The organism is Mucilaginibacter sp., from assembly GCF_028287845.1.
Lineage (GTDB): Bacteria > Bacteroidota > Bacteroidia > Sphingobacteriales > Sphingobacteriaceae > Mucilaginibacter.
Window position 1 is genome coordinate 1 of the sequence record NZ_JAQBOW010000061.1, and the last position, 11,845, is coordinate 11,845.

Annotated in this window: 12 protein-coding genes; 6 read left to right on the plus strand and 6 right to left on the minus strand. The window is 39.8% G+C overall.

The window, feature by feature from the left end; all coding sequences use genetic code 11:
- A partial coding sequence (gene nagA, locus JWP71_RS05430; RefSeq protein WP_299497748.1) for an N-acetylglucosamine-6-phosphate deacetylase occupies positions 1-1,158 on the minus strand: 1,158 nt, incomplete at its 3' end.
- Positions 1,159-2,317: 1,159 nt separating this feature from the next.
- Between nagA and mutS the strand changes: the two genes are divergently transcribed.
- A complete protein-coding gene (mutS, locus tag JWP71_RS05435) occupies positions 2,318-4,927 on the plus strand; it encodes a DNA mismatch repair protein MutS (protein ID WP_299497750.1) in 2,610 nt (869 codons plus the stop codon).
- Between the two features lie 83 nt (positions 4,928-5,010).
- The gene (locus JWP71_RS05440) at positions 5,011-5,874 is read left to right on the plus strand and encodes an aldo/keto reductase (RefSeq protein ID WP_299497752.1); all 864 of its coding nucleotides are present in this window, start codon (positions 5,011-5,013) and stop codon (positions 5,872-5,874) included.
- A gap of 54 nt (positions 5,875-5,928) precedes the next feature.
- Here JWP71_RS05440 and JWP71_RS05445 read toward each other — a convergent pair whose 3' ends face one another.
- A complete protein-coding gene (locus JWP71_RS05445) occupies positions 5,929-6,123 on the minus strand; it encodes an HAD hydrolase-like protein (protein ID WP_366143519.1) in 195 nt (64 codons plus the stop codon).
- Positions 6,124-6,212: 89 nt separating this feature from the next.
- On the minus strand, positions 6,213-6,563 hold the full coding sequence (locus tag JWP71_RS05450) for a hypothetical protein (protein ID WP_299497754.1): 351 nt from the start codon (positions 6,561-6,563) through the stop codon (positions 6,213-6,215).
- Between the two features lie 126 nt (positions 6,564-6,689).
- Here JWP71_RS05450 and JWP71_RS05455 point away from each other — a divergent pair, with 126 nt between their 5' ends.
- The gene (locus JWP71_RS05455; RefSeq protein WP_299497755.1) at positions 6,690-7,442 is read left to right on the plus strand and encodes a hypothetical protein; all 753 of its coding nucleotides are present in this window, start codon (positions 6,690-6,692) and stop codon (positions 7,440-7,442) included.
- 33 nt (positions 7,443-7,475) lie between these two features.
- Here JWP71_RS05455 and JWP71_RS05460 read toward each other — a convergent pair whose 3' ends face one another.
- Entirely contained in the window at positions 7,476-7,766 is a 291-nt protein-coding gene (locus JWP71_RS05460; protein WP_299497758.1) for a YciI family protein, read from the minus strand.
- Between the two features lie 86 nt (positions 7,767-7,852).
- Between JWP71_RS05460 and JWP71_RS05465 the strand changes: the two genes are divergently transcribed.
- From JWP71_RS05465 to JWP71_RS05475, 3 genes are all read left to right on the plus strand, one after another.
- The gene (locus JWP71_RS05465; RefSeq protein WP_299497760.1) at positions 7,853-9,034 is read left to right on the plus strand and encodes a galactokinase; all 1,182 of its coding nucleotides are present in this window, start codon (positions 7,853-7,855) and stop codon (positions 9,032-9,034) included.
- Positions 9,031-9,576 carry an RNA methyltransferase gene (locus JWP71_RS05470; RefSeq protein ID WP_299497762.1) on the plus strand — a complete coding sequence of 182 codons (546 nt, stop codon included), beginning with the start codon at positions 9,031-9,033 and terminating at the stop codon, positions 9,574-9,576. The genes JWP71_RS05465 and JWP71_RS05470 overlap by 4 nt, the downstream gene beginning before the upstream one ends.
- Positions 9,577-9,648: 72 nt before the next feature.
- Positions 9,649-10,305, plus strand: a complete 657-nt coding sequence (locus tag JWP71_RS05475) for a YdeI/OmpD-associated family protein (RefSeq protein ID WP_299497763.1) — start codon at positions 9,649-9,651, stop codon at positions 10,303-10,305.
- Here the strand turns inward: JWP71_RS05475 and JWP71_RS05480 are convergent, their stop codons facing one another.
- Both JWP71_RS05480 and JWP71_RS05485 read right to left on the minus strand, forming a co-directional pair.
- Positions 10,306-10,806 carry a YcxB family protein gene (locus tag JWP71_RS05480; RefSeq protein WP_299497764.1) on the minus strand — a complete coding sequence of 167 codons (501 nt, stop codon included), beginning with the start codon at positions 10,804-10,806 and terminating at the stop codon, positions 10,306-10,308.
- Positions 10,807-10,912: 106 nt separating this feature from the next.
- Positions 10,913-11,845: glutamate synthase subunit beta (locus tag JWP71_RS05485; RefSeq protein ID WP_299497765.1), on the minus strand; the 933-nt coding region annotated here is incomplete at its 5' end.

Below are 11,845 nucleotides of genomic sequence, written 5' to 3' on the forward strand. Positions count from 1 at the left end.
TTTTCCTTTTATCACAGTTGTATCTATTTCAATATCGTCGTTAAATATTACCACATCTCCATCTTTTCCGGCAACCAGCGAACCTTTTTTATCGGCTACTCCTATAATTCTTGCCGGCGTCATGGAAATCATTCGTATGGCTTCTATTAAAGGGATATCAGCCATTTTAACCATAGTTCGCACAAGCCTGTCGGCGGTTGCAACGCTTCCTGCAAATGCAGAACGATCATGTAATTTAGCAACACCATCTTCTACAATTACACCCATACCGTTTTTTTTGCTGCCTAAAATACTATTGCCGGGCGGCATACCTGCAGCACGCATAGCATCCGTGATCAACGCTATACGGTCAGGTCCTTTTATTTTATAAATTAATTTTAATAATGGCGGCGGAAGATGAATGCCATCGGCTATAATTTCAACGTCCATGGCATCAATAATAAACGCGCTTTCTATTACACCCGCGTAACGGAAAGCATTTCTGCGCGTTACACCAGACATGCCAGAATAAAGATGCGTTGCCAATGTATATCCATTTTCAAAAGCATCAACTACTTCTTCATAAATTGCATCGGTATGTGCTATAGCCGGCAATACACCTTTTGATAATAGATATCTGCCAAACTCAATTGCGCCTTTTAATTCCGGAGCCGCGCTCCAGCGTTTAATAACCGTAGTATTGGATAGTATTTCCCGGTATTCTTCCGGATCAGGATCGCGGATAAAGCGTGGGTCCTGAGCACCGCGCTGGTTCATGGCGAAATACGGTCCTTCTAAATGCAAACCTAAAAATTGAGATCCGGCGGTATTTTTTTCATCTGCCCGCTTATACGTTTCTATGGTTTGCAGCAAATCTTCCTTTCCGCTTGATAAAGTTGTTGGCAACATGGCTGTGGTGCCATATTTAGCATGGGTTTTTGCAATTTCTAAAAAACCGGCCTCAGAGCAATCCATAAAATCATGCCCGCCACCGCCATGTATATGCAGGTCTATAAAACCCGGAGCAACAAATTTACCTTTTGCATCTATTTCTGTTGCTCCTTCAATTTCAATATCTCCGGCAGCAACTTCCACAATTATTCCATCTTTAATTAAGATTGTTCCATTAGGAATTATACGGTAGGGAGTAATAATTTTACCATTAAATATCTTTATCATCTATTAAATGTTTCGATTGAATATTATAAAAAACAATTTTCGTGTACGTACACGAAATTACAAATTTTTATCATTTATCCAATTGATAAAATATTTTTTTAATAAAAAACTAAATGAACCTATAGACCGATATGGGAACGCTTTATTTTTATAGCAATTCTTCAGGTAGGCGCAGGACAGGGCAAACAATTATACACATCGTAGGGGGCTCCCATGGAGCCTGTCTAACTTTATAGCTTATATCTATAAACAGGTGACTCCTCTGGAGTCAAATGTCCACTTTGTTTTCAGCAAATTTGGCTCCGGAGGAGCTCCCTGTTTATAGAAAGAACAGACAAACCCTATTTTGGCTCCATCGGAGCCTCCTTATATATGCGATACGCTTTGAGTTATTTTAATGCGTTTGCTCTGAAAACATTGATGAGCATTTTCTTTTTGTTGGCCATATAAGTTACATTTACATTGGTCAATTAACATATTGACTGCCAGACAAATGATCGTCACAAAAAAGAAGTTAACACTTTGCTATGGTTTGGCATTACTGTGCATGACACTAATGTTGCTTTCTATGACTAACTTGTTTTCTGAGAGACCTTTTCATAAAAGCCATCCGGAATTCTGGTTGATGCTTATGGTTTGTATGTTTTCAATGTTCAGCTTGCATGGCAATTATTAAAAAAACAGGAACGGCCAGGGTAGCTGAAATTGTATTTTCTATTCCCGCCCCGCGTCATAGCGAACGAGGTACGAGTGTGGCGATCCCTACACGACAGGTAAACGATTGACCTGGCGTGCAGAGATCGCCACGCTATGCTCGCGATTGACGTGGAAGCGGGTGTTTTATGTATTCACCATCTTGTTTCATCACTTCCAAATCAGGCAATTTGCAATTATTTGATTATCAAACATATAAACATAAATTATACTTATAATTACTGACGAATAAGTTGTTACATTTTGTTACATCACTTTTTCACAATTATCTTATAAACAATATTTTAGCTCAAAATCTTGTTTCACTTGTTACATTTTGTTACATAAATTTGTGTAACAAGATATAAGTTGGGCGGGCTATCCACATTTCTCTAAATTTTCAACAATCCTGCTAAACACCGTTCAATGCATTAACTTTACCATTTACTTAAAAAGGAATAACCGTTTGGCAAAAGACGCTACCAAAGAAACACCCTTAATGCAGCAGTACAATACCATTAAGACGAAGTACCCCGGTGCTTTGCTGCTGTTTCGCGTAGGCGATTTTTACGAAACCTTTGGTGAAGATGCTATCAAAGCCTCGGGCATTTTAGGCATTACGCTTACCCGCCGCGGTAACGGCGCGGCTACGTTTATTGAGCTGGCCGGGTTCCCGCACCATTCGCTGGATACCTATTTACCCAAGCTGGTGCGTGCCGGTCAGCGTGTTGCCATTTGCGATCAACTGGAAGATCCAAAAACCACCAAAACCATTGTAAAACGCGGCGTGACCGAATTGGTGACTCCCGGCGTTGCAGTTAATGACGGCATACTTAATCAAAAAAGCAACAACTACCTGGCATCGTTATACTTTGAGAAGAATAGCATTGGCATTGCCCTGATAGATATATCAACCGGCGAGTTCCTGACCGCGCAAGGCAACAGCGATTATATTGATAAGCTGCTGCAAGGCTTTACCCCCAGCGAAATTATCTACCCAAAAAGCCGCCAAAGCGAGTTTAAAGAATATTACGGCGACCGCTACTATACCTATACCCTTGATGAATGGCCCTATAGCGGCGATTATGCGCATGAAACCTTACTGAAGCACTTCGGTGTTAAATCTGTAAAAGGCTTCGGTATAGATAAGCTAAACCTGGGTATTGTGGCTGCCGGCGTTGCGCTGCATTATTTGAATGAAACAGAGCATCGCAACCTGCAGCATATATCCGCCATCAGCCGGATTGAAGAAGACAGATATTTGTGGCTTGACCGTTTCAGCGTACGTAATTTAGAACTGATTGGATCGGCCAACGAAAACGCAATGACTTTGGTTGATGTGCTTGACCATACCTGCTCCCCAATGGGTGCCCGCCTGTTACGTAGGTGGATTGTAATGCCCCTAAAAGAGATCAAACCGATTAACGACCGCCTGGGCGTGGTTGAATACCTGATAGGCGAAGAAGAGCTGCGCGAAGAGCTGCAACAATACATCCGCCAAATTGGTGACCTGGAGAGGCTCGTATCAAAGGTCGGTCTTCAAAAAGCCAATCCACGCGAGGTTTGCCAGCTTAAAAAGGCGTTGATAGCTATAGAGTCCATTAAAAAACTGTGCGAGCAATCTATAAGTCTGCCACTAAAAGCTATTGGCGAACAATTGAACCCCTGCACACTCATTTGCGAAAAGATAGCCCGCGAACTGCACCCCGAGCCACCGGTTATGCTGGTTAAAGGTTCGGTAATGAATGATGGCATTAACGAGGAACTGGACCGCCTGCGCAAGATCGCATTCGGCGGAAAAGGTTACTTGCTGGAAATTCAAAAACGCGAGGCAGAAAGTACCGGCATACCATCGTTGAAAGTATCGTTTAATAATGTGTTTGGGTATTACCTGGAGGTTACGCATAGTCACCGCGAGAAGGTGCCGACCGAATGGATACGCAAGCAAACCCTTGTAAATGCCGAACGCTATATCACACCAGAGCTAAAGGAGTACGAAGAACAAATACTTGGTGCCGAAGAAAAGATATTAGCGCTGGAAACCAAATTATACAACGATTTGCTATATGCATTGGCCGAATTTATTAAACCCATCCAGCTAAACGCTCAGTTGATAGCCAGATTGGATGTGCTGTTAAATTTTGCCACAATATCTATAAAAAACTATTACGTCAAACCCGAAATGAATGACAGTAAGGTAATTGATATTAAAGGCGGCCGTCATCCCGTAATAGAAAAGAACCTGCCGCAGGGCGACGAATATATTACCAATGATGTTTTTCTGGATTCGGAAACGCAACAGATCATTATCATTACCGGGCCAAACATGGCGGGTAAATCGGCGCTTTTAAGACAAACCGGGCTAATTGTGCTGATGGCGCAGATGGGTTGTTTTGTGCCCGCAAAAGCGGCGTCACTGGGTTTGGTGGATAAGATATTTACACGTGTTGGCGCATCTGATAACTTATCATCAGGCGAATCAACCTTTATGGTGGAGATGAACGAGACAGCGAGTATCCTCAATAATTTATCAGACAGGAGTTTGATATTGTTAGATGAAATTGGTCGCGGTACATCCACTTATGATGGCATTTCCATCGCCTGGTCTATAGCCGAGTATCTGCATAATCATCCGTCAACAAAAGCCAAAACACTGTTTGCAACCCACTATCATGAACTCAATGAACTAAGCAACAGCTTTAACCGTATTAAAAATTACAATGTAACTGTTAAAGAAATTGGTCATCAGATCATATTCCTGCGCAAACTGGTGCCGGGTGGTAGTGAGCATAGTTTTGGTATACACGTAGCAAAACTGGCAGGTATGCCGCAAAAAGTTTTATCACGCGCTAATGAAATTTTGAAAAAGCTGGAAAATGAACGCACCGGCGGCGAACATATAAAAGATAGCATCCGCAAAGTGCAAAAACAGGCGGTGCAAATGCAAATGTTTAGCATTGATGACCCGGTGTTGGTAAAGATTCGTGATACACTAAATAACCTCGATGTAAATACCCTTACTCCGGTTGAGGCCCTGATGAAACTTGACGAGATACAGCGTGTAATTAAAGGGTAATTTTATTTTAGATGACTTACTTGTAACGAACAATATACCATAATACCTGTTACTTTACCATAAATTAAGTAACTAATTACATTATGGCATCTACAATTAAAACATACCAAAAGACTTTTAGTATAGGGGGTAATTTGGAAATTAACCGCATGGGCTACGGCGCTATGCGCATTACCGGTAAAGGTATTTGGGGACCACCAAATGATAAAGATGAAGCTATCCGCGTATTAAAACGCGCTGTTGAGCTGGGCGTAAACTTTATTGATACGGCTGATAGCTATGGCCCTTACGTTTCGGAAGAATTAATAGCCGAAGCACTTTATCCCTACCCGGCCGGCTTGGTTATTGGCACCAAAGGCGGGCTAACCCGAACCGGCCCTGACCAATGGCCCATCGATGCAAGTCCGGAGCATTTAAAAGAAGCTTTGGAAGGCAGCTTAAAACGTTTAAAACTTGCCTGGATAGACTTGTATCAGCTACATCGTATAGACCCAAATGTACCCGCAGAAAAAACATTTGAGTTTTTACAAAAGGCACAACAGGATGGAAAGATAAAACACATCGGTTTATCAGAGGTTAGTGTTGATGACATTAAAAACGCGCAACAATATTTTGAAGTGGTATCGGTACAAAATATGTATAGCGTTGATAACCGTAAATGGGAACCGGTGTTAGATTATTGCAAAGAGCACAACATTGCCTTTATTCCGTGGTTCCCGCTTAATGCAGGTAATGTAGCAGCACAGGAAAAACTAAAAACAATTGCTGATAAACACAATGCTACTGTTCACCAGGTTGCGTTAAGCTGGTTATTAAATCATGCTGATAATATTCTGTTAATACCCGGCACTTCAAGTGTTAAGCATTTGGAAGAGAATATGAAAACCACTTCGGTTGAATTGACTGAAGAAGACATGGAAGTACTTAATAGTATATCCCCCGCTTAAATTAAAACGGGCATAAATAAAAAAGGATGCTGCAATAAAACACAGCATCCTTTTTTATTTATTGATCAATCCTTTTAATTCATGAAAGGATTGGATAGTGTAATGCGCTTTGCCAGATTCCAAAATGCCGGGGCGAAGTATTTGTACTGTATTCATCCCTAACTCATTACCTGCCGCTATTTCCGATTCAGGGTTATCGCCAACAATCCAGACCTGATTCATATTAAGTTTGTAACGTTGAGCTATCATGGCAAATATTTTCTTTTTTCCTAAACGATTCTCATAGTATGGGTCATCAATTAGTATCTCATCAAAATCACCATCTTTAAATAATGCATTTATTTTAGCCTGTTTTTGGTTATACCAGTTGTAACCAACATTCGCATCCCTCTAATTTCTTTAATTACAGTAAAGTCATCAAACGGAGAAATTGTCAACTCATAATTGGTGTTAATTAAAGCTGTTCTACAGGCATCAACCATTTGCTCGTTAAAACCATAGGCCAAGGCAACCTTATCCATAGGTTGCCGCCATAGCGCAGTGAAGGCAATTTCGAGTATATCATTAGACAGCCTGCCATTATTAGCTAAACGAATTGCATCAAATACCGGCTCAAATGTCGACTCAGGAATGCTCCGTGTAGATAAAATTGTATCATCCAAATCGTATATAACCGCAATCTGCTCCATTATTGTTAAAAAATTTCAATTATTGTTCAAAAATTGTTCAAAAATTGCAATGTCATATTAATGTAATGACAAATAAATATTTTAATTTTAGACTTTAACTATTGTTACCCCTAATATTAAAAGATTATGAAAAAGCCCCTACTGCTTCTAATCCCATTTATTTTTTTAGCATTTGCTTCCTGTAAAAAGCTAGGTGTCTCATCAACAGCAGATGTTTCTGTTGAAGATGCCGCCAACATTATTGGTAGTTCATTAGCATCAAATTCAAGTGGCCTTACTACAACTCAATCAGATGTAGCGTTGAGTTCGCAAGCGTTATTTTCCAACTCCTCTGGTTGTGGTATTACTAAAATAGATTCCGCATCACGTCAAAGCGCGTCTGCTGCAGAAACCACCTATGCCTATAAAGAAAAATTTACCAATAAGCTTAATTGCAATACCAACAACCAGCCTGATAATGTAACCAGCAGCCTTACTTATGCCGGCTATTTTAATGGCCCGAAAGTGTTTATAACTAATAGCGGCAGCTCTAATTTTACAATTGCCGGCTTAACGCCAACTGCAACCGTTTATGCAATTAACGGAACTTACAAAAGCACCGGCAATTTTAAACTTAAGGCTGATACAACGAAAAATGGCACCGTAAATATTGATATCGTTATTAAAAATTTAATTATTACAAAAGCTACAGCCACCACTCCCGCAGGTATAACCGGTGGTACAGCAACTGCTGCTATAAGCGGAAGCACGCCAAAAAAAGGTGCTTTTAGCTTTGCCGGCGCATTAACTTTCAACGGCAGCAGTTTAGCTATTTTAACACTTAACAGTACTGTTTATTTTGTTAATCTTATAACGGGTGCAGTAGTCAAGCAACAATAAAAACAACTATACATTACTTATAGCTGTTTTTTATTAAACATCGGCAACTTTAAATGGCTTTATATCTACAGATTCCCAAATTTTTTGAGTGATATAAAACTCGTTACGTTTCCACGCTTCTAATTCTTCTTCATTTTCAAACTGCAGTATCATTGTAGAGCCTATCATTTTACCTTGTTCATTTAGCATAGCGCCGCCTATAATATAATTGCCCTTTTTCTTAAGTTCTCTTACGCCATCTAAATGGTGGGGCCTTACATTCATTCTTCGTTCAAATGCTCCATCGTCGGTATAGTCGTATCCGGTAATCAGGTATTGATCCATGGGTTTAATATTAAATTTTATACTAATATAGCTTAACAAGTCAGTAACTTTTCTGTTTATTTGTTTATCAATAAAAATAGCCTGAAATGAAATACGGTTTATCGCAAAAATTTAGTGATATATATAATAAAGAAGCCGAAAGCGCCTACTTTTCGCCCGGACGTATAAACCTGATAGGCGAACATATTGATTATAATGGCGGGCTGGTTATGCCCTGCGCTATAACATTTGGCACTTACCTGCTTATAGCCGTTAACCAGGATGGTGTTTTTCGTTTCAGAAGTTCTAATTTTAATGAAGCACCAGATATTCCATTACAAAGTAACTATCAAAAAATTGGCGATGGATGGTTTAACTTTCCGCTTGGTGTAATTGATCATTTTTTAAAAGACGGCCATGAATTACATGGATTGGATATGTTGTATTTTGGTGATATCCCTATTGGTGCAGGCTTGTCATCGTCGGCATCTATTGAGGTAGTTACTGCTTTTGCCTTAAATGAGTTATTCAATACCGGCTATTCTAAACTTGATTTGGTAAAAATTGCTAAATCAGTAGAAAATAATTTCATCGGGATGAATTGCGGCATTATGGACCAGTTCGCGGTAGCCTTTGGCGAGAAGGATAAAGCCATTGTATTAAATTGCGATACCTTAGATTATGAGCTGGTTAATAGCAACATCAAAAATTACGTGCTTGCAGTTATCAACACCAATAAATCGCGCAAGCTGGTCGAGTCAAAATACAATGAGCGTGTTGAGGAGTGTCAAACAGCATTAACTGCACTTAAACAGGAACTTGATATTAATTATTTATGCGATATTGATACCGCTACTTTTAAACAATACAAACATTTAATAACCAATGAGGTAGTGCGTAAACGGGCCAAACATGTTATTGAAGAGAATGACCGGGTTAAATTAGCTGCCAATGCATTAGCAAATAATAACCTGGCCGAATTTGGCAAACTAATGTATGCCTCGCACGACTCTTTACGCGACCTCTACGAAGTAAGTGGTAAAGAATTGGATACCGTAGTAGCCTATGCCAAAACCAACTCTGTAGTAGTGGGCGCGCGAATGACAGGTGCCGGTTTCGGCGGTTGCGCAATAGCATTAGTAAAACAGGAAGAGTTTGAAAATTTCAGCTTGGAGTTAAGTACTTACTACACTAATAAAATTGGCTACGCTCCATCCATCTACAGTTCATTAATAGGTAATGGTGTAGGTATTTATAATGAATATTCTGTTGTAGGGGGCCGGTTATGAGCAACGGTTTTACCAAATTAAAACTAGACGAACTTAACCGCGCATCGGTAACCGAATTTAAAGCGCAGGTGAAACTGCCGGTTGCAGTGGTATTGGATAGTGTGCGCAGCATGCATAATATTGGCTCAATTTTTCGCACATCTGATGGTTTTGCTGTTGAACAGATATATTTATGTGGCATTACAGCGCAGCCTCCGCACCGCGAAATTGAAAAAACCGCGTTGGGTGCTACACAATCTGTTAACTGGACCTATCATGCAGATGCAGTTGAAGCGGTTAAACAATTACGTGCAGACGGCTACCGTATAATTGCCATTGAACAAGCTGCAAACAGCGTGATGCTTAATGAGTTTACCCCTGATAAAAATGAAAAATATGCCTTGATATTTGGCAACGAGGTAAATGGTGTGAGTGATGAGGTAATGCAGCTTATTGATACTTGTATAGAAATACCACAGTTTGGTACTAAGCATTCTTTTAATATAGTAGTATCCGCAGGTATTGTTTTATGGGATTTCTTTGCTAAATTGGCTATTGGTTGATAGTTGTAATGTCAAGACTATAAAAGACTTACGAAGTTTCTAAAATTTCGTAAGGCTCACAAAACTGATAAAATGAGTGCCCTCGCAAAAAAACTACAGATAAAGCCCGGCAAACGCTGGTTGTTATTTAACACGCCTGATAATTACCTTGCCACACTTGGGCCATTATCTGATATTGAAATATTTTTTGAACCTAAAGGACAATTTGATGGCGTACAACTATTCGTAAGAGATACTACCGAGTTGACGTTATCACTAACCATCATAGCACCTGTATTAAAGCACGATGCAGTATTCTGGATCACTTATCCTAAGAAAAACTCTGGTATTGACAGTGATCTTGAAATGATGGGCAGTTGGGATATATGTAAAGAATACAATCTAAGGCCGGTTTCGTCGGCTGCTATTAATGAAATATGGACGGCCTTACGTTTTAGACCTGAAGGACAATCAAAACTTTCAGGTGGCAGTAAGAAAAGTATCCGAAAAAACGAATACAGCGAATTTATAGACGTTGATAACAAACAAATAAAACTCTCGGCCGAAATCTTTGAAGCGTTGCAGCACTCGCCACAGGCCATGGCTTTTTATCAGCAGCTATCTTACTCCAACAAAAAGGAATATGTGCTGTGGATATTAACCGCTAAGCAGGAAAAAACACGTCACGAAAGGCTGGTTAAAATGGTAGAGAAATTGAATGCAGGGAAGAAAAATCCTGGCGAGAAGTAATTATTTTGATTTCAATTTTAATTTTATCCCTTGGATGCTTTTGAATAGGCTTCGTAATTGAAGTATTTGTTCATCGGTTAAAAAGTTTTTAGAAATCAAATTTGCTGTTCTATTGCTTTGATATATCAAAAACCATTTTTTTAATTCCCTGATTTTATACATTTTAGTCCACGGTATTTCAGAATTTGAATACGAAGTTGTTACTAATAATTTATCGGGTAAAAATTCATATATAATTTCTTCTCTTAGAATTTGGTGTGTATTAAAATTCTTTTTTGTGGCAAAATAAGTGACAACTGGCCTCAAAAAAATATATGCTCCCAAAAAAATCAACCAATATATCGTATCGTCATCCGCAGCACCCTCCAAAATTTGCCGAAAAGAGACTATAAATGCAATAACCACCAAACAAGTCGAAAACAATGTAAAAAAGCTTTGATAGCTTAACGTGTATTGCAATTTCAAATAGTCTTTGAATTGAATTTGAGTTTTAATTTGCATTGTGATAAATAGGTTTTATAAATAGTAATTATAACAAAAATCATCCTCTCCCGCACAAAACGAAAGAGGATGATAATATTTGTGCCCCCTTCAGGGGGTTAAAGAGTTACGAATCAAAAACCTGGTCGAACTGGTTTACCGAGTCTTTACTCTCTAATATGGAATGTCCCATTAAAAATTCGTCAACCTTACGGGCGCATTCACGGCCCTCTGATATTGCCCAAACAACCAATGATTGCCCGCGGCGCATATCGCCTGCTGCAAATACCTTGCTTACGTTGGTACGGTAAACGCCTTCTTTAGCATTTACATTTTTGCGTGCATCCAATTCAACGCCCAGGCTTTCCAGCATACCAACATATTGCGGATTTAAAAATCCCATCGCCAGGAAAACCCTTTGACATGGTATTTCGCGCTCAGAACCCTCAACCTTATTAAACTTCATTGGGCGACCCATTACATCAACCTCCCAGCTAACATCAGTAACTCTTAATGCTCTTAGGTTGCCATTTTCATCACCTAAAAACGCTTCTGTATTAACGCCCCAGTAACGGTCAACACCTTCCTCATGTGAGCTGGTTATTTTAAGCACCATTGGATAGGTTGGCCATGGCATATGTTGTGTACGTTGCTCTGGCGGCTGAAACATTACCTCGAACTGCTTAATAGAGCTTGCACCCTGGCGGTTTGATGTGCCCACGCAATCAGACCCCGTATCGCCACCACCTATTACCACTACATCTTTGCCCGTGGCTAATATATCTTCGTCGGTAAATTTTGAATTACCTACACGTTTGTTTTGTTGTTTCAGGAAATCCATAGCGAAATAGATGCCTTTTAATTCCCTACCGGGAATTGGAAGATCGCGCGGAATAGTTGAGCCACCTGTTAAAACCACGGCATCATTGTTACGCACCAATTCATCAGCTGCTATATCTTTTCCTACTTCGGTATTGGTTTTAAATACAACACCGTCTTTTTCCATTACTTCCAAACGACGATCGATAACCCATTTCTCCATTTTAAAATCGGGAATACC

Bases quoted from the DNA above. Each gene is read 5' to 3' on its own strand.
- JWP71_RS05440 (WP_299497752.1), top strand. From the start codon at position 5,011: ATGGCATCTACAATTAAAACATACCAAAAGACTTTTAGTATAGGGGGT.
- JWP71_RS05445 (WP_366143519.1), bottom strand. From the start codon at position 6,123: ATGATAGCTCAACGTTACAAACTTAATATGAATCAGGTCTGGATTGTT.
- JWP71_RS05450 (WP_299497754.1), bottom strand. From the start codon at position 6,563: ATGGAGCAGATTGCGGTTATATACGATTTGGATGATACAATTTTATCT.
- JWP71_RS05455 (WP_299497755.1), top strand. From the start codon at position 6,690: ATGAAAAAGCCCCTACTGCTTCTAATCCCATTTATTTTTTTAGCATTT.
- JWP71_RS05460 (WP_299497758.1), bottom strand. From the start codon at position 7,766: ATGGATCAATACCTGATTACCGGATACGACTATACCGACGATGGAGCA.
- JWP71_RS05465 (WP_299497760.1), top strand. From the start codon at position 7,853: ATGAAATACGGTTTATCGCAAAAATTTAGTGATATATATAATAAAGAA.
- JWP71_RS05470 (WP_299497762.1), top strand. From the start codon at position 9,031: ATGAGCAACGGTTTTACCAAATTAAAACTAGACGAACTTAACCGCGCA.
- JWP71_RS05475 (WP_299497763.1), top strand. From the start codon at position 9,649: ATGAGTGCCCTCGCAAAAAAACTACAGATAAAGCCCGGCAAACGCTGG.
- JWP71_RS05480 (WP_299497764.1), bottom strand. From the start codon at position 10,806: ATGCAAATTAAAACTCAAATTCAATTCAAAGACTATTTGAAATTGCAA.